Here is a 17,285-nt window from a genome sequence, read left to right on the forward strand (position 1 = left end):
TCTCAGCAGATTCGCATGACAGGACCGCGAGGGACCTGCCGACATGGTCTTCGTGGCAGGGACGGACCCGCGCACGCTCCCTCCCGCCGCTGCGGGGAAGGGTGGTCCCCGAAGTCCCGTGACGGGGGCGCGACGGTGCCGGAGAAGGCGGCGGCCTTCATGCCGGCTCCGCCCTTTTCGGAAGCCGGGTTCCCCGCTCCCGACCCGGCCTGACGGCCGGCCCACCCTCCCCCGCGGAGGGGGGGAGGACGATCCGCGGATCCGGCCGCTCCCCTCACGGCTCCCGCCGCAGGACCGCGTAGGGCAGATCCCGCAGGAGTTCGCCGAGGTCGGCCCCCTCCCCCGCCACGATCCGCCCCGAGGCGAGGTCGCGCCAGCGCGTCCCCGCCCCGAGATCGACCCGGGTCCCATTAAAGGCCTCACCCGGCCAGACCGCCTCCCCGACGAAGCCCGCCACCAGCCGCGGTACCGCCACGAACAGGTCGCCGCCCTCCTGGCCGGGATCGGTCCGACGGTAGGCGATCACGTGCCCGGCCCGCGCGCCGGTGGCCGGGACGGGTTCGTAGGCGGCGCTCGCGTAGAAGTCCGGTCGCTCAGCCCGCTCGGCCAGAAGCGCCGCGAGGGTCGCCTGCTTGACCCGCCCGTCCGGCCAGTGCGCCAGCAGCTCCGCGGGCACGCCGCCCTGGTCCAGCATCCGCCCCAGGGCCGGGTAGTCCACCGGGCGGCGGTTGTCGGGATCGACGAAGGAGAAGTCCCAGATCTCCGTGCCCTGGTAGGTGTCGGGCAGGCCCGGCAGGGTGCATTTCAGGACCGTCCGGCCGAGGCTCGCCAGCATGCCGAGATGGGCGAGCCGCCGGGCGAAGGGCCGGAGCTGCGCCAGGAAGTCCGAGCCCGGGGCGATCAGCGCGGTGAACAGCTTCTTGACCGCGCCCTCGTAGACCGCGTCGACATTGACCCAGCTCGACCGGCGCTTGCCCTCGCGCATGGCCTTCTCGCCGTAGGCGATCAGCCGGTCGCGGAAATCCTCGATCGCCCCGGCCTCGTCCCGCTCCAGCAGCTCCAGCGGCCAGGCGCCCAGAATGGCCTGGAAGAACATCCACTGGTCGTTGGCGTCGGGGGCCGGCTCGCCGTCGATGCGGGCGAGGTGCGGGCCGGCGGTGCGCTGCCACAGGTCCCAGGCCTTGGCCCATTCCTCCGGGATCTCCGAGAGGGCGAGCAGCCGCGTGCGGGCATCCTCGCCCCGCTTGGTGTCGTGGGTCGCCGTGGTGATCATGGCGCTCGGCCAGTCCCGGGCGCGGGCGATCTGGAGGTCGTGGAAGTGCTCCGCGTCGATCCCGTACTCGCCCGGATCGCCCCCGACCTCGTTGAGGCCGAGCAGGCACGCGTAGCGGTAGAACAGCGTGTCCTCCAGGCTCTTGGCCATGACCGGGCCGGTGAGCTGCTGGAACCGGCGGCGGAAGCGCAAGGCAACCCGCGGATCCGGCCGGCCCGCCCCGGCGGTCTCGATCCGGCCGAGCAGGACGTCGGCGGCGAAGTCGTGGACCGAGCGGTCCGGCAGGCTCGACCAGCGCTTGGCCTTGGCGACGGCGCCCTCGATCAGGCGCACGTCCTCGGGCTCGACCTCGCCCTCCTCCAGTTCCGGCGGCAGGTAGCTCCGGTAGGTCGGGAAGCGCGCGATGATCTCGATCAGCGCCCGGCGGAGCGCGTTGACGGTGAAGTCGCGGGTCCGCCGGTCGGAATCGGCCACCTCCTTGAGGTCGGTGGTCAGCACCTCCAGCTCGCTCGCGAAGCTGATCTCCAGGATCTCGGCCTTGGCGGCACGGAGCTGGAAGCCGTAGGGCTCGTCGAAGCCCGTGGCCCAGGTGTAGAGGCGCTCGACCTTGCCGCGCTTCCCCTTGTCGACCAGGATCCCGTCGAGCTGGTTGAGCACGTCGTAGCCCGTGGTCCCGGCCACCGGCCAGGGCCGCAGCCGCTCCCCGGGCTCCAGGATTTTCTCCACGACCACGTAGAAGCCCGGCCCGACCGCCGCCTGGAGCGCCCTTGCGTAGCCCAGCGGGTCGGCCAGCCCGTCGATATGGTCGATGCGCAAGCCGTCGATCCGGCCCTCGCGGATGTGCCGGAACACGGTTTCGTGCGAGCGGTGGAAGATGTCGGACAGCTCGACCCGCAGGCCGGCGAGCGAGTTCACGTCGAAGAAGCGGCGGTAGTTGATGTCGCTCGACGCCACCCGCCAATGGGCGAGCCGGTAGGCCTGCGCTTCCAGCAGCCGGTGCAGCGGCCCGAAACTGTCCGGGCGGCCCTTGAAGCCGTTGAGCAGGGCCAGCGTGCTGGCGGTGGCCTCCTGGATCAGCGGCGAGACGCCGTGGATCTCGGCGAGCCGGCGCTTCAGCCCCTCGGCCTCCTCGGGGAAGCCTTTGCGGCGGGTCTCGTCGGTGTCGATCGCCATGGCCCGCAGGCGCTCGGAGATGGCGAGCAGCTCCGCGGTGGTGTCGTCGTCCACCGCCCCGATGGCGGCGATCACCCGGTTGAGGATGGTCGGGTAGCTCAGCGGCCGGATCGGCAGCTGGTGCTCGTAGTGCCAGACGCTGAAGGCGCCCTTCTCGGGATCGAATTTGAGCACCAGGGTGCCCTGCTCCAGGGCCTCGCCGTAGCGCTCGCCCAGGAACGGGATCACGAGGTTGCGCCCGGCCCCGAGCCGCTGCCAGTCGATGTCGAAGGCGTCGGCGAAGGGCGAGAGCGAGCCCCATTCGAGCACCGAGAGCCACCACGGGTTGTCGGACCCGCCGACGCCCATGTGGTTCGGGACGATGTCGAGGAGCAGCTTGATCCCGTGGGCGTGGAGCGTCTCGGAGAGCTGGACGAAGCCCGCCTCGCCGCCGAGTTCCGGGTTGATCGCCCCGTGATCGACGATGTCGTAGCCGTGGGTCGAGCCGGGCCGTGCCGTCTGGAGCGGCGAGGCGTAGACGTGGCTGATCCCGAGCCGGTGCAGGTAGGGGACGATCCGGCCGGCATCCGCGAAGGTGAAGTCCTTGTGGAACTGCAGCCGGTAGGTCGAGCGCGGCGGCGGCGCGGCGAGCCGCGCGGCCCCCGAGCGCGGTCCCCGTGCCTCCGCCGACAGGGCGGCGGCCAGCTTGGCCAGCGGCCCGCCGGGGGCGGCGATGTCCGCGAGGTCCCGGTCGAGCTTGCGCCGCCAGTTCGGGTAGCCCTCGGTGGAGCCCGGCACGTTGGCCTGGGCGAGTTCGGAGACCACGTCCTCGTACTGCACGGCGGTCAGCATCGAGGGCGCCCGGGCGAGGTAGCGGGCGGCGGCCTCGAATGGCGCGGCATCCGGGGGCTCGGCCGAGGGGAGCAGCTGCTCGCCGGCCAGCGCCTCGGCGAGGCGGCGGCGCTCGACGACGCGCTCGGCCCGCTCGCCCTCGGCCCGCTCCTGGTCGTAGAGGCCGAGCGACTGGCGGGTGTCGGTGTCGACCCCGCGCCACCAGCCCACGAAGGTCGGCAGGTCGTGGGTGGTGATGGCGGTGAGCGCGTCGCGCGGATAGGCCGACGGCGCCTTGAACCGTCCGTCGCCTTCCCGCTCGAAGGCGAGGATCCGGTAGCTCAGCACCCCGGCCCGCATCAGCGCGTCCGAGAAGCCCTCCGGGGCGGTGCCGAGATCCTCCGCGATGACGAGGCACTTGTTGCGGTGGCTCTCCAGCCGCAGCACCGCCAGCATCGGCTCGAACGGCATGGCCACGTAGGCCCCGGCCTGGGCGCCCGCGCCCAGCGGGATCAGGAACAGGCGGGCGAGCTGGAAGGCGTGGTCGATCCGGATCGCGCCGGCATGGCGCATGTTGGCCTGGACCAGGGTCCGGAAGGCGGCGAGCCCGTCGCGCTCCATCTCCAGCGGATCGAACGCCGGCAGGCCCCAGTTCTGGCCCTTGGGCGCCAGCAGATCCGGCGGCGCGCCGATCGACACCTTGTCGGCGAAGCGCTCGGGATGGGACCAGATCTCGGAGCCGCCCCGGTCGGCGCCGACCGCGAGGTCGCGGTACAGCCCGACCCGCATGCCGGCGCCCAGAGCCGCCGCGGAGGCCTCTTCGAGCTGCCGGTCGGCGAGGTATTGCAGCCAGGCGTGATAGCCGACCGCCTCGGCATGCTCCGCCGCGAAGGCCCGCACCGCCTCCGTGCCGGCCCGGCGGTACGCGTCCGGCCAGTCGCCCAGCCAGTGCGCGCCCTGCCCCCGGAAATGCTCCGACAGGGCCTCGAACAGGGCGTGGGATTCGAGATCCTCGCCGCCCGCCTGCCGGAAGCGCGCGAAATCCGCGTCCGTGCCGGCCCGGGCGGGGGAATCCGCCCAGAGGGCCCGGAGCACCGGGTCGAGCACGTCGTGGACGCCCTGGTGGTCGACCAGCGCCGCCTCGCGGAGCGCCGTGATCGCGTCCGCGCGCGCATCGAGCACCGCCTCGGCCCGGGAGCCGGCGAGCCCCGGCAGGCTGCGCGGGGCGATGAACAGCGTCTCCAGGAACAGGCGCGAGGAGGGCGAGTAGGGGGAGATCTTGGTCCGGTCGGAACCGAACAGGGCGTGGACCGGGCTGAGCCCTAAGAACGCCGCCCCGCGCAGGGCCGCCTCGCGGGCGGCCTCGCCGGCATCCGCGTAGGTGCCGATGCCGATATTGGTCGCCGAGCGCAGTCCGTAGAGCTGGGCGGCGAGCCCCCAATCGGAGGCCCCCTCATCCGTGTAGGGGCGCGGGCGCCAGCAGCGCTGCGGCGCGGCGATCACCCAGGCCTCGGTGCGGCTCTGGCCGGCCTGCACGATGAGTCGGTGATAGCCCGGGGTCAGCGGCGGCAGCTCGAAGCCGGGATCGGATCCTTGCGGGTTGGCCCGTCCCTCCCGGGCGGTGCCGCGCTCGTCGACGAGGCGCCAGACCAGGGTGTGGGGCGCCCCGTCCTGCAGCCGGACCGGAACGCGGGCGGCCCGGCGGGCCTCCACCGGCAGGAGCGGCGGGATCAGGCCGCGGCGCAGGCGCTCGACCTCGGCGAGGCTCCCGGCGATCGACGCCTCGTCCTGGACCGCGAAGCCCAGGGCCGCCAGCAGGCCGCGGCGCACCGCCAGCGGCGTCTCGACGGGCTTGCCGAAGGCGTCGGTGTAGCCGGCGGCGACGCCGACCAGGTCGGCGAGTTTTTCGAGGGGGCTCACGCGTGGGACTCCGTCAGGAACACGCCCGTCCAGGACGGGAGATCGCGTCCGGCCCCGTCGGGGGCGTTGGTCCAGACCGGCCGGGCACCGCCCGGATCGACCGCGAAGGCCTCGGTCCCGACATTGGCGACGAAGCGCAGGGTGCCGGCGCCGAAGCGCCACGTGCAGTCGACCACGTCCGCGCGCGGTATCGTGGCGGCGGCGCCGTCATAGCCGGACTTCGCCAGCGTCACGACCACGTCGCGGCGCAGCCCCAGGAGGCGCGTCGTCTCCGCCAGCACCTCGCGGTGGGGCGAACGCTCCCGCTCGGACCAGTCGAGCTTCGAGGCCGCGAAGGTCTCGCGCTCCGTGGGATCGGGGATCTTCCCGGTGTCGTCCGCAAAGGCGGCAAAGCTCTTGAATTCCCGGCGGCGGCCGTCGCGCACCGCCTTGTTCAGCTCCTCGTCCGGCGCGAAGTCGACGAAGAACAGGAACGGCGCCGAGGCCGACCATTCCTCGCCCATCCAGAGCATCGGGATCTGCGGCGCCAGCAGGAGCCCGGCCCGGGCGAGATCGAGTTTCTTCGGATCCGCGAGGTGGTTCAACCGCTCGCCCAGCGCCCGGTTGCCGACCTGATCGTGGTTCTGGAGGAAGGTCACGAAGGCCGACGGCGGCAGGTGCCCGGAGGGCTCGCCGCGCGGATGGTTGTCGAGCGTGGCGAACGGCTCGCCCTGATACGCGAAACCCTCCGCGAGGCAGCGGGCGAGGTGCGCGACCGGTTTGTCGGCAAAGCTTTTATAGTAGCCGGCGTCCTCGCCCGTGAGCAGGACGTGCCAGCAATGGTGCAGGTCGTCGGCCCACTGGGCATCGTGCATCTTCGGGCGCCCGGCGGCGTCCCGCTCCAGCCAGCGGGCCTGGTTGGCCTCGTTCTCCAGCATCAGGTGGATCTGCCGGTCCGGAAAGGTCTTCCGGACCGTCTCGCCGAGCTCGGCCAGGAAATGACGGGGCGAATCGTCGAGGATCGCGTGGACGGCGTCGAAGCGCAGGCCGTCGAAGCGGTATTCCTCCAGCCAGTAGAGGGCGTTCTGGATGAAGAACTGGCGCACGGTGGCGCCGCTCTCCTTGCCGTCGAAGTTGATGCCCGCGCCCCAGGGGGTCTGGTGGCGCTCGGTGAAGAAGGTCTTGGCGTAGGCGTGGAGATAGTTCCCGGCCGGACCGAAGTGATTGTAGACCACGTCGAGATAGACCATCAGCCCGAGCCCGTGGGCGGCGTCGATCAGGCGCTTGAGGTCGTCCGGGCGGCCATAGGCGCCGTCGGGGGCGTAGGGCTGGACGCCGTCGTAGCCCCAGTTGCGCGCGCCCTTGAAGTCGGCGAGCGGCAGCAGCTCGATGGCGGTGACGCCGAGCGCCTTGAGGTCGGGCAGCCGGGCCTGCAGGCCGGCATAGGTGCCCTCCGGCGTCGCGGTGCCGACATGGCACTCGTAGATCACCGCCTCCTCGAAGGGCCGCCCGGTCCAGTCCGCGTCGGACCACGCGAAGGCCCGCGGGTCGATCACCTCGCTGAGGCCCGAGACGTCGTCCGGCTGGAAGCGGGAGGCGGGATCGGGCACCACGAGGTCGCCGTCGATGCGGAAGCCGTAGCGGGCGCCGGGCTTCACCCCGGGCAGGGCGGTGCGGCGCCAGCCGCCGCCGGATTCCGGCAGCGGGTGATCGGCGCCGTCGACGACGAGCGCGACGCTCTTGGCGGTGGGTGCCCAGAGGGCGAAGCGGACGCCGCCCTCGACCATCTCGGCCCCGAAATCCATGCTGTGGGCGCGCCGCATCGGGCCACCGTCCTCGTCATTGGCCGCGCGCACCGGGATGCAAGCGCGGCAGGATCATCTGTCGTGGGAGAAGGCCCCGGGCCCGATCCGGTTCCCGCAGCGCAGCTATGGCGGAGCGGCCGGGTGGCAATGGGTCGACGACTGGGTCGACGAACGGGTTGACGCGCGGGGGCGACGGGCGCGCGGAAACTAAGCCGCAGTTCCGTCCGTGCGGGGCGGCCCTATCTTGAGCCGCCGGCATTCGCGTCGGTCTGGGAGCGGACACTGGGTCGGGCGCACATCATCGGCATCCACGGGCTCGCCAACAAGCCGCCCCGGGATGAGAAGGCCGCCTGGTGGCGCGCCGCGATCCGCGAGGGGCTCGACCGCAATCGCGGGCTCCGGGTGGCGGAGGCCGACCTGCCCTTCACCTTCGTCTACTGGGCGGACCTGCGCTACCCGCAGCCGCTCGCGGGCGACCGCAACCGCGAGCCCTACCGCCCCGATCACGGCCTCGGGCCGTTCCCCTCCCCGGCGGGGGAGCCGGACCGCGCCGAGCCGACCCTCACCGACCGGATCTATCGCGGCCTGTCGCACCTGCAGGAGGCCGCCGGGCTGACGCCGGTGGATGACCTGATCCTGGAATACCGTCTCGACGATCTCTGGGGCTACCACGAGGACGCGACCTTCCGGGCGGCGGCGCGGGCGCGCCTGCGCGACGTCCTGGCGGCGGCCGCGGCGGATACCGTGCTGATCGCCGCGCACTCGATGGGCGGCCTGATCGCCTACGACGTTCTGCGCGCCGCCGAGGCGGAGGGGACGCCGATGCCCCGCTGCGCCCTGGTCACCCTCGGCGCGCCCCTCGGCCTCGCCGAGCTGAAGCTGAAGCTCGCCGACGCGTACGGCGACCTCCGGGTGCCGGCGGCGCTCACCGCCTGGACCAACCTGATGGACCGCCAGGACATCGCCACGGTGGGCGACGACCTCGCGGCCCTCTACGCGCCGAATGCCGCCGGCGTGCGGGTGCGGGACGTGCCGGTGATCAACGCCTACCGGAGGCCGGACGGCGCCGAGAACCGGCACAAATCCTACGGCTACCTGCGGACCCCGGAATTCTCCCGGGTGGTCGCCGCGTTCCTGGAGGCTGCGGACTGAGCGGCGCCGACCTCGGGGATCGGCTCAGAGCCGGCCCGGCACCGCCTCCCGCAGGACGCGCTCGGTGGCGGCGTCCTCGATCTTGTTGATCAGCCGTTTCGCCTCGTGCTCGTCGCGCAGGGTCTTGGCCAGGGTGAAGGTCGTGCCCGTGAGGAACAGCGACGCCATGGCGAGGTAGCCCTTGATCCAGATATCCGCGGGCAGGAAGAAGATGCCGATCGTCAGCATGGCGGCGGCGGCGGCGAAGCTGACCAGCGTGAAGGTCTTCCAGGCGCCGGTATGGGGCATCTGCGGTGTCATGGTGCGGTCTCCTGAGGAAGGATCGGACGGGGGGGCGTGCGGCGCCGGTCAGGCCCCGGCCCTGAGGCGATCCAGCACCGCCCGCGGATCCGTGCGGGGGCGGCCGTAGCCCGCCGCCTCGAGATCGGCCTCGATCCCGCCCGCGGTCCCGGCCTCGAGATCGGCCTCGAGCTCGGTCAGCGCGGCGGCGACGTCCGCCTCGGCCGCCTGCCGCTCGCGCAGGCGCGCCAGCGTCCGCTCGGCCTCCCCGAGGGCTCCCGCCGACAGGGTCGTGACCCGGCGGCCCTCGAGGCCGGCCCGCCGCAGCGTCTCGGTGGTGCGGGCGGTCTGGAGCCCGCGGTCGAGATCCCGCAGCCGCTCGCCGCCCTGGGCGACGAGGCGCTTCAGCCGCTCGACCTCGGCGGCGAAGCGTTCGGCGGCGGCCCGGCGGTCGGCCCGCTCGTCCTCCAGCGCGGCGATGTGGATCGCCGCCCCGGTCCCGAGATCCTCGCGGCCGTCGGCCAGCGCCCGCCGCGCCCCGTCCGACAGGGTGTCGATGCGGGTCCCGATGGCGTCGAGGGCGCGCATCTCGGCGGCGTGGTAGGCCAGGGCGACGGCCAGTTCCCGCCGGGCGGCCGCCAGGGCTCCGGCGGCCTCCCGGATCTGCTGGCGGAGGATCGTCACGGCATGGGCGTCGTGGATCGCCTGGGCGTTGTCGGCGATCACGCCGCGCATCAGGAAGGAGAGGGTCCTCATCACGGTTCACCTCGCGAAGAACGACGGGCCGGATCGCATCCGTAATTTATTGAACGTCGTTCATGAAACAGGTAAAACACGCGGCGCGCCGCGTCGCAAGGGATAAAATGAACGAGGTTCATAAAAAAGTGCGCGGACGGCCGCGGAAGGAGCCGGGCGACCGCGCGGCGGATCGCCGGGCCCTGATCGAAGCCGCGGTGGCGATCCTGAACGCGGGCGGCGCGGCGGCGCTGACCGCCCGCGGCGTCGCGGAGCGGGCCGGCACGGCGGTGGGCTCGGTCTACACGCAGTTCGACAGCCTGGAAGTGCTGCGGCTGGAGGCCAACGCCGTCACCATGCGGCGGCTCCGGGACGCCCTCACGGAGGCGCTGGCGGCCTGTCCGTCGCGGGGGACGGAGGCGCGGCTCCTGTGCTTGGCCGATGCGTATCTCGCCTTCGCGGCGGGGCACCATGCCGCCTGGGCGGCGATCTTCGAGCGCCGCACCGTGGCGGCGCCGGATTCGGTGCAGGCCGACATCGCGGCCCTGTTCGGGATCCTGGAGGGGGTGCTGCGCGACGGCGGCCGCCTCGCCGAGGCGGAGATCCCCGTGATGGCGCGGGCGCTGTGGTCCAGCGTCCACGGCATGACCTATCTCGCCGATCTCGGCAGCCTCGGGCCCCTCGGCGTGGACGACGTGCGGCCGATGATCGACGCGCTGGTGCGGGCGGCGGTCCGGGGCTTCTCGGCGGGCTGAGTGCCCGCGACGGTGGCGGCCCCGGCGCGGGCGCTGCGTCCGGCGGTGCGGAGCCTGCCCGATCGTCGGCCGCGCCGGTCGCGCATCGGGGGACGTTGCCGCGCCGGAATCGGCGGATCGGGGCGGCGGGGCCTTGCGCGCGCCGACCCGAACCTGTCCACTCGCGCCCAACGACACATCCGGATCGGACACGAATCCGCCGGGGTCACAGGGAGATGCGTCATGGTGGGTACGTCGCGGACGGGCGCGTTGCTGCTGGGCTGCCGCCGGCTCCTGCGGGCAGGACCGGCCCTCCTGCTGGCGGGGCTGGCGCTCGCCTCCCCCGCCCGGGCCGACGACGCCAAGGTGCGGATCAGCCGGCAGCCGGGCTTCGTCTACCTGCCCGCCGTCCTCGCCGAGCAGCACAAGCTGATCGAGAAGCACGCCAAGGCCGCCGGCCTCGGGGACGTCGCGGTGGAGTGGGTCAACCTGACGAGCGGCGCCGCCGGCAACGACGCGCTGCTCTCGGGCAATATCGACATCGTCGACAGCGGCTCCACCAACATGCTGCTGCTCAACGACCGGACGCGGGGCGACGTGAAGGGCCTGTGCGGCGTCGGCACCACGCCGATGCTGCTGCTCACCCGCAACCCGGACGTGAAGACCCTCGGCGACTTCTCCGGCAAGGACAAGATCGCCCTGCCCTCCGTGAAGGTCTCCTCGCAGGCGGTGCTGCTCCAGATCGCCGCCAAGAAGGCCTTCGGGCCCGAGAACGCCACCAAGCTCGACCCGCTCACCGTCCAGCTCGGCCATCCCGACGCGGTGGCGGCGCTGGCGAGCCCGCACAACGAGATCAACAGCCACTTCTCGCTGCCGCCGTTCCAGCAGCGCGAGCTGCAGGATCCGGCGATCCACACGGTGCTGAACTCCTTCGAACTCGTCGGCGAGCCGGTGAGCAACGCGATCCTCTACGCCCGGACCGGCTGGTACACCCGAAACCCCAAGCTCGCCGCCGCCATCGTGGCTGCGATCGACGAGGCCAATGCCGCGATCGCCCGGGACCCGCTCCAGGCCGCCAAGGATTACGTCGCGGCCACCAACGAGAAGACGCCCCCCGAGACCCTGGTCGCGATCATGAAGGAGCCGGGCACGAACTTCTCCACCACCCCCTACGGGATCATGCTCCAGGCCCGGCACTTCTACGCGATGAAGACCATCAAGGCCGAGCCCAAGGACTGGAAGGACACGTTCTTCCCGATCGTCCACAACCTGCCGGGGAAGTAGCCCCCGGCGTCGCATCGGCCCGTCAATGCGCCTCCACCGGCCCGGCGGCGCGCTGGGGCTTCTTGAGGATCGCCACCACGGCGAGGCTCGCCACGAGGCTCACCCCCACCAGCCAGAACCCGTCCGCGTAGGCCATGACGGTGGCCTCGCGGCGGACCTGTTGCGCCAGCATGCCCAGAGCCGCGCCCTTGGCGGCCAGCGGGTCGGCGATGCGGGCGTGCATCCCGGCGGCGAGCGCCGCGAGCCGGTCCTGGGTGCGGGTCGCGTTGACGGTGATCGCCTCGGCCAGCACCGAGAAGTGGAAGTGCTCCCGCCGGTCGATCATGGTCGACAGCAGGGCGATGCCGATCGAGCCGCCGAGGTTGCGCATCATGTTGGACAGCGCCGAGGCGTCGGCGGTGTCGCGCGGGCCGAGGCCCACGGTGGAGAGCTGCGAGAGCGGGATCGTGAACAGCGGCTGGCCGATGGCCCGCATGAGCTGCGGCAGGATCAGCTGGTCGGCGCCGACATCGTGGGTCAGGCCGACATTGATCCAGCAGCTCGCGATGAAGAACAGCGTCCCGGTGACCACGAGCAGCCGGGCGTCGACGGCGCGCATGAGCAGGGGCATCATCGGGAACAGGACCAGCTGCGGCAGGCCCGACCACATCACCACGGTGCCGATCTGCTCGGCATTGTAGCCCTGGATCTGCGCGCAATAGACCGGGATGATGTAGATCGACCCGAACGACACCGCGCCCAGCACGGTCATCAGCACGCAGGCGCCCCCGACCGAGCGGTTGGCCAGGACCCGCAGGTTGATGAAGGGCTTGGCCGCCGTCAGCTCGCGGACGATGAAGCCGGTGATCCCGGCGACGGCCAGCCAGCTCGCCTCGACGATCACGGGCGAGCCGAACCAGTCCTTGCGCTGCCCCTCCTCCAGCACGAAGGTCAGGGCCGGCAGCCCGGTCGCCATCAGGCCGATGCCGATCCAGTCGCCCTTGAGCAACTCGCCCCAGCGGGCGGGCGCGGCCTCGAAGGCGCCGAGCTGGATCGCCGCGGCGATCGGCCCGAAGATCAGGTTCAGGTAGAAGATGTAGTGCCAGGACAGGTTGTCGGTGAGCCAGCCGCCCACCGTCGGGCCGATGGCCGGCGCGAAGGTCGCCGTCAGGCCGAACAGCGCGATGCCCACCGCCTGCTGGCTCTTCGGCAGCCGCGTGCGCACGATCACGATGGCGGTGGGGATCAGCACGCCGCCGGTGAAGCCCTGGCCCGCCCGGAACAGGATCATCTGGCTCAAGCTGGTCGAGAGCGCGCAGGCCAGCGAGAAGGCGGTGAACAGCAGGGTGTTCACCGCGAGGTAGCGGCGCAGGCCGATCACCGAGGACAGCCAGCCGGTGAGCGGGATCACGATGATCTCGGCCATCAGGTAGGCGGTGGAGATCCAGCTCCCCTCCTCGGTGGAGGCGCCGAGCGCCCCCTGGATGTCGGCGAGCGAGGCGTTGGTGATCTGGATGTCGAGGATCGCCGTGAAGGCGCCGAGGATCGCGCCGAACACGGCGAGCCAGTCCCGGGCGCTCGCCTTTGCCTCGGGCCCGGCCACGGCCGGCACGGGGCTCATCGGGGCAGGGCCTCGCTGACCAGCGCCGGGGCGGGCTTCGGCCTGCGGCGGGCGGGATCCACCGGCTCCACCGGGTCGGCGGTGTGGACCGTCGCCTCCACCGACAGGCCGGGGCGCAGGCGGCCGACGAGCGGGTCGGCGGGATCGAGGGCGACGCGCACGGGCACGCGCTGCACCACCTTGGTGAAGTTGCCGGTGGCGTTCTCCGGGGGCAGCAGCGCGAATTGCGAGCCGGTGCCCGGGGAGAAGCTCTCGATCCGGCCCTCGAATGCATGGTCGCCGAAGGCGTCGACCGTGACGGTGACGCGCTGGCCCTCGACCATGTGCCCGGTCTGGGTCTCCTTGAAGTTCGCCACGAGGTAGATGTCGCGGCCCATCGGCACGAGGGTCAGGAGCCCGGTGCCGGGGGAGACCACCTGCCCGATCCGCAGCGCCCGGTCGCCGGCCACGCCGTCGATCGGCGCCAGGATGGTGGCGTAGCTGAGGTCGAGCTTCACCCCCTCGACCTTCGCCCGCGCCCCTTCGAGGCTCGCCCGGGTGCTGGCCTCCAGGGCCTTCAGGCTGTCGATCTGCTTCTGCGCGGCGTCGAGCGCGGCGGCGGACTTGTCGCGGGCGGCGTGGCGCTGGCGCAGGTCGGCATCCGCCTGCTGCTGGCGCTGCACCGTGCCGGAGCCGGTCTGCAGCAGGTTCTGGTAGCGGGTGTATTCCTGCTGCGCGAAGGTCAGCGCGGCCTCGGCATTGGCGAGGTCGGCCCGCGACGAGGCGACCTGCGCCTGCTGCTGGATGATCGCGGCGGCGACGCCCAGGACCTGCGCCTTGTCCTTCTCGACCTCGGCCTCGGCCTGCTTGAGCTGGACCCGGTAGGACCGATCGTCGAGGCGGGCGATGACGTCCCCGGCCTTGACCGGCTGGTTGTCGCCGACCCGCACCTCCGCGACGGTGCCGGCGATGCGCGGGGCCACCGTCACCTTGTCGGACTGGAGATAGGCGTCGTCGGTCACCTCGAGGAAGCGGCCGACGGTCCACCAGTGCCAGCCGTAGGTTCCGGCGCCGCCCAGCGCGAGAACTCCGAGGAGGGGCAGCACGATCCGCGCGCGGCGGCGACGCGGCGCCGATGCGGAGGCCGGCGCAGGGACCTGGGCCGGGGCCGGGGTCTGGGTCTGGGCCGGGACCGCGGCGGCGGCGACCGGGGCGGGCGCCGGGGCACCCGCGACCGGGTCGGCACTCTTGAAGCTGTCGCTGCGACGTGCGTCCATCGGGTCTGGCCAGAATCAAAACGGTACGGTATCGTTTTGATAATGCGCGGGACGGCTTCGGGCAAGGAGAATCGCGGGTGACGGTCACGGAGATCGCGGGACAGCGGCGGGGCGGCCGGCCGACGCGCGCGGAGGCGGTCCGGCGCGAGGCGCACCTGATCGCCGTGGCGACCACCCTGTTCCTGGAGCGCGGCTTCGACGCCACCTCCATCGACGCGGTGGCCGAGGCCGCCGGGATGAGCAAGCCGACGGTCTATGCCCGCTACCGCGACAAGCGGGCCCTGTTCGAGGCGGTCCTGCGCGAGCGGATCGCCGCGTGGCTGGCGCCGCTCTCCGCCGCCGCCGAGGCCCAGGCCGCGCAGGGCGGGAGCGACGACGTCGAGACCGCCCTGCAGGATCTCAGCCGCACCCTGCTGGCCCACGGGCAGTCGCCGGGGGCGGCCATGCTCAAGCGCAACCTCGTGGCCCAGGCCCTGCAGTTTCCCGAACTGGCGCGGCTGGCCCACGAGGAGGGCTGGCTGCGGGGCGTACGCGCCGTGGCGCAGCTGCTCGACGCCTTCGCCCAGCGCGGCCGGATCGCCGTGGCGGATCCCGAGATCGCGGCCGACCTGTTCCTCAGCCTCGTCCTGGGCCGGTCGTCCCAGGCGGCCCTCTACGGCATCGCCACCGATCCGGAGACGCAGGAGCGGCGGCGGCAGGCGGCGGTGCGGCTGTTCCTCGACGGGGTGCGGCCGCGCTGAGGGGCGGCCGGTCGTCCCGGCCCCCGGTGAATCCGCAGGCGGGCTCTCCGAACCGCCGAACCCGTGATTGCGCCCCTCCCCGCCCGGGCCTATAGTGCCTCATCCCCATTCGACAGCGTGAGACGGGACATCCGGATCGGTCATCCGGAGCCCGCGGCCCGATGCCCGGCCCCCGTCCCGCCAGGCCGGAGCACGAGAGACATGTCCCAGGGTCCGCTGATGCCCAAGGCGACCGCCGTCTGGCTGGTCGAGAACACCTCGCTGGCCTTCGAGCAGATCGCCGATTTCTGCAAGCTGCACCCGCTGGAGGTGAAGGGCATCGCCGACGGCGAGGTCGCGGCCGGCATCAAGGGGCTCGACCCGGTCTCCACCGGCCAGCTCACCCGCGACGAGATCGAGAAGGCCCAGAAGGCGCCGCACTACAAGCTGAAGCCGGCCGTCTCGAAGGTGAAGCTGCCGGAGGTGAAGCGCACCACCAAGGGCCCGCGCTACACCCCCCTCTCCCGCCGCCAGGACCGGCCGAACGCCATCCTGTGGCTGCTGCGCAACCACCCGGAGCTGAAGGATTCGCAGATCATCCGGCTGGTGGGCACCACCAAGTCGACGATCCAGCAGATCCGCGAGCGCACCCACTGGAACTCGGGCTCGCTCCAGCCGATGGACCCGGTGACCCTCGGGCTCACCACCCAGATCAACCTCGACTTCGAGGTCCAGCGCGCGGCGGCCGACCGCCCGGCCGCGGTGGCGGCCGAATCCGGCGCCTCGTTGCTGCCGACGGAGGTCTCGACGGCCCGCGAGGCGGACGAGCGGGAGCACGCGGACGATCACGGCGGCCGCGAGGAGCGGCTCGATGCCGATTCGGTCTTCGCCAAGCTCAAGGGCCGGCACCACGACGAGGACGATGAGGATTAGGACCGGCCTCCGCCCTGCCCCCTGGGCCGGGCGGGCCCATGGCGGCCTGTGCAGGATCCGGCCCCCGCTCCACCGGAGTCGGGGGCCGCTTTGCGTCTGGCCGGGCCTGGGACCGCCGGCCGCCGGCGGGGCGGGACCCGGCGGATCGATCTATTCCGGCAGCGGCCGGCCCCGCGTCTCCGGCATGAACCACGGCACCACGAGGCCGATCACGTAGACGCTCGACAGGGTCAGAGCCGCCGCGGCGACGCCCCCGAAGGCGGTCACGATCTGCCCGGCGAGGATCGGGAAGATCCAGGCGATCAGCCGCGCGCCGTTGAAGACCACGCTCGCCGCCGTCGCCCGCACCGCCGGAGTGAACAGCTCCGCGAGGTAGATCGCCATCCACGAGAAGGCGAAGCCCAGGGTGAAGAACCCGTTCAGGAAGGCGAGCCCCATGAACGGCACCAGCCCGCCGGTCCAGAGGTAGCAGGCGAGCGACGTGACGATGCAGCCGACATAGGTGACGAGCAGGAAGGCGCGGCGGCCGATCGCGTCGGCCACGAAGCCCGAGATCACGTAGGCGGTGATCGCCCCGACATTGTAGATGATGCCCATGCGCGGGCCCCAGAGGTTGGCCGGCTCGCCCGCGGCCTTGGCCAGCCCCTCCGTGTAGGCCGGCAGCCAGGACGAGACCGCCCACCAGCCCACCGTGGTGGCGAACGACATGGCGGTGGCCAGCAGCACCCGCCGCCGGCTCTCCGGCTCCCGAAAGATCTCCGCCAGGGTGAAGGGGCGTTGCGCGGCCCGCGGGGCGTGGCCGGCATCCTCCGCGGTGGCGGCCCAGCGCTGCGCCTTGAGCGCCTGCATCCACTGCTCGGATTCCTCCAGCGCCCGCCGCAGGTACAGGCAGACGAAGGCCGGCAGGGCACCCAGCGCGAACAGGATCCGCCAGGATTCCGGGCCCAGGGGCTCGGTGGCCGCGAGCACAGCCCACACGATGGCGGCCAGCACCGCGCCGCCGCCGAAGCCCGATTGCAGGAAGCCGCAGCCCTTCGGCCGCGCCCGGTTCGGCCAGGTCTCGGCCACCAGGGCGATGCCGGTGGACCATTCCGAGCCGATGGCGAGCCCCGTGATGAACCGCAGGATCGCGAGCTGCGTGAAGCTCCCGGCGAAGGCGGTCAGCCCGGTGAAGACCGCGTAGCCGAGGATCGAGATCATCATCATGCGCTTGCGGCCGATATAGTCGGCCGCGATCCCGCCCATGAGGCCGCCGATCCCCCAGCCGAGCAGCGTGATGCCGATGGCGAGCCCCACGTAGGAGGCCGGCGCCTGGGCCTGCTCGGGGGTGAGGATCGAGGCCAGCGCCGGACGCAGGGCGTAGACCAGGGCCACCGCCTCGTAGCCGTCGAAGATCCAGCCGAGATAGCTGCCCCACAGGATCCGCCAGTGGCGCCGGGTGAGACCCGCGTACCACGGAGCGCTGGCCGCCTCGCCTAAGCCCACCTCGCCCGCGCCCATCGTCCGTTCCTCCCGCCCGGGACGCGTCGGCGGCGCCCGCCCCGCCCTGATAGGTCGGTTGTGGCATCGGGTCGACCACATCCGGGTAGCCGATCCGGCGCCCCGGCGATCACGATCGCATCACGCCCGCACC

Annotated in this window: 12 protein-coding genes; 5 read left to right on the forward strand and 7 right to left on the reverse strand. The window is 72.4% G+C overall.

Annotated features, from left to right (window positions below; all coding sequences use genetic code 11):
* Positions 1 to 274: 274 nt before the first annotated feature.
* Both MCBMB27_RS05805 and treZ read right to left on the reverse strand, forming a co-directional pair.
* Entirely contained in the window at positions 275 to 5,176 is a 4,902-nt protein-coding gene (locus tag MCBMB27_RS05805) for a malto-oligosyltrehalose synthase (protein ID WP_075380044.1), read from the reverse strand.
* Entirely contained in the window at positions 5,173 to 6,978 is a 1,806-nt protein-coding gene (gene treZ / locus MCBMB27_RS05810) for a malto-oligosyltrehalose trehalohydrolase (protein ID WP_075381881.1), read from the reverse strand. The genes MCBMB27_RS05805 and treZ overlap by 4 nt, the downstream gene beginning before the upstream one ends.
* A 264-nt stretch (positions 6,979 to 7,242) precedes the next feature.
* On the opposite strand from treZ, the gene MCBMB27_RS05815 reads away from it, so the two are divergent.
* Positions 7,243 to 8,112, forward strand: coding sequence for a lipase family protein (locus MCBMB27_RS05815; RefSeq protein ID WP_075380045.1), 870 nt, complete (start codon positions 7,243 to 7,245; stop codon positions 8,110 to 8,112).
* 24 nt (positions 8,113 to 8,136) lie between these two features.
* On the opposite strand, the gene MCBMB27_RS05820 is transcribed toward MCBMB27_RS05815, so the two are convergent.
* Together MCBMB27_RS05820 and MCBMB27_RS05825 are read right to left on the reverse strand one after the other, a co-directional pair.
* Complete coding sequence (locus MCBMB27_RS05820) at positions 8,137 to 8,412, reverse strand: YiaA/YiaB family inner membrane protein (RefSeq protein WP_043357650.1); 276 nt, start codon at positions 8,410 to 8,412, stop codon at positions 8,137 to 8,139.
* A 48-nt stretch (positions 8,413 to 8,460) separates the two neighbouring features.
* Positions 8,461 to 9,147: a PspA/IM30 family protein gene (locus tag MCBMB27_RS05825; RefSeq protein WP_075380046.1), complete on the reverse strand. Its 687-nt coding sequence runs from the start codon at positions 9,145 to 9,147 to the stop codon at positions 8,461 to 8,463.
* Between the two features lie 107 nt (positions 9,148 to 9,254).
* Here MCBMB27_RS05825 and MCBMB27_RS05830 point away from each other — a divergent pair, with 107 nt between their 5' ends.
* Both MCBMB27_RS05830 and MCBMB27_RS05835 read left to right on the forward strand, forming a co-directional pair.
* Positions 9,255 to 9,881 (forward strand): TetR/AcrR family transcriptional regulator, encoded by a 627-nt coding sequence (locus MCBMB27_RS05830; protein ID WP_043756762.1) that lies wholly within the window; start codon positions 9,255 to 9,257, stop codon positions 9,879 to 9,881.
* Between the two features lie 222 nt (positions 9,882 to 10,103).
* Positions 10,104 to 11,144, forward strand: coding sequence for an ABC transporter substrate-binding protein (locus MCBMB27_RS05835; protein ID WP_051975949.1), 1,041 nt, complete (start codon positions 10,104 to 10,106; stop codon positions 11,142 to 11,144).
* A 22-nt stretch (positions 11,145 to 11,166) separates the two neighbouring features.
* Here the strand turns inward: MCBMB27_RS05835 and MCBMB27_RS05840 are convergent, their stop codons facing one another.
* A complete protein-coding gene (locus MCBMB27_RS05840; RefSeq protein WP_043357661.1) occupies positions 11,167 to 12,744 on the reverse strand; it encodes a DHA2 family efflux MFS transporter permease subunit in 1,578 nt (525 codons plus the stop codon).
* Positions 12,741 to 14,000 carry an HlyD family secretion protein gene (locus tag MCBMB27_RS05845; RefSeq protein ID WP_075380047.1) on the reverse strand — a complete coding sequence of 420 codons (1,260 nt, stop codon included), beginning with the start codon at positions 13,998 to 14,000 and terminating at the stop codon, positions 12,741 to 12,743. Before MCBMB27_RS05845 ends, MCBMB27_RS05840 begins: the two co-directional genes overlap by 4 nt.
* Before the next feature lie 77 nt (positions 14,001 to 14,077).
* Between MCBMB27_RS05845 and MCBMB27_RS05850 the strand changes: the two genes are divergently transcribed.
* Together MCBMB27_RS05850 and MCBMB27_RS05855 are read left to right on the forward strand one after the other, a co-directional pair.
* Positions 14,078 to 14,740, forward strand: a complete 663-nt coding sequence (locus MCBMB27_RS05850) for a TetR/AcrR family transcriptional regulator (protein ID WP_075380048.1) — start codon at positions 14,078 to 14,080, stop codon at positions 14,738 to 14,740.
* Between the two features lie 201 nt (positions 14,741 to 14,941).
* The gene (locus MCBMB27_RS05855) at positions 14,942 to 15,652 is read left to right on the forward strand and encodes a DUF1013 domain-containing protein (protein ID WP_043352024.1); all 711 of its coding nucleotides are present in this window, start codon (positions 14,942 to 14,944) and stop codon (positions 15,650 to 15,652) included.
* Between the two features lie 150 nt (positions 15,653 to 15,802).
* Here MCBMB27_RS05855 and MCBMB27_RS05860 read toward each other — a convergent pair whose 3' ends face one another.
* Positions 15,803 to 17,152, reverse strand: a complete 1,350-nt coding sequence (locus MCBMB27_RS05860; RefSeq protein ID WP_043379718.1) for an MFS transporter — start codon at positions 17,150 to 17,152, stop codon at positions 15,803 to 15,805.
* Positions 17,153 to 17,285 lie beyond the last annotated feature (133 nt).

The organism is Methylobacterium phyllosphaerae (genome assembly GCF_001936175.1).
GTDB lineage: Bacteria > Pseudomonadota > Alphaproteobacteria > Rhizobiales > Beijerinckiaceae > Methylobacterium > Methylobacterium fujisawaense.

Excerpts from the sequence above, each read along its gene's own strand:
- MCBMB27_RS05855 (WP_043352024.1), top strand. The coding sequence starts at position 14,942 with ATGTCCCAGGGTCCGCTGATGCCCAAGGCGACCGCCGTCTGGCTGGTC.
- MCBMB27_RS05860 (WP_043379718.1), bottom strand. The coding sequence starts at position 17,152 with ATGGGCGCGGGCGAGGTGGGCTTAGGCGAGGCGGCCAGCGCTCCGTGG.
- MCBMB27_RS05840 (WP_043357661.1), bottom strand. The coding sequence starts at position 12,744 with ATGAGCCCCGTGCCGGCCGTGGCCGGGCCCGAGGCAAAGGCGAGCGCC.
- MCBMB27_RS05830 (WP_043756762.1), top strand. The coding sequence starts at position 9,255 with ATGAACGAGGTTCATAAAAAAGTGCGCGGACGGCCGCGGAAGGAGCCG.
- treZ (WP_075381881.1), bottom strand. The coding sequence starts at position 6,978 with ATGCGGCGCGCCCACAGCATGGATTTCGGGGCCGAGATGGTCGAGGGC.
- MCBMB27_RS05820 (WP_043357650.1), bottom strand. The coding sequence starts at position 8,412 with ATGACACCGCAGATGCCCCATACCGGCGCCTGGAAGACCTTCACGCTG.
- MCBMB27_RS05825 (WP_075380046.1), bottom strand. The coding sequence starts at position 9,147 with ATGAGGACCCTCTCCTTCCTGATGCGCGGCGTGATCGCCGACAACGCC.
- MCBMB27_RS05835 (WP_051975949.1), top strand. The coding sequence starts at position 10,104 with ATGGTGGGTACGTCGCGGACGGGCGCGTTGCTGCTGGGCTGCCGCCGG.
- MCBMB27_RS05845 (WP_075380047.1), bottom strand. The coding sequence starts at position 14,000 with ATGGACGCACGTCGCAGCGACAGCTTCAAGAGTGCCGACCCGGTCGCG.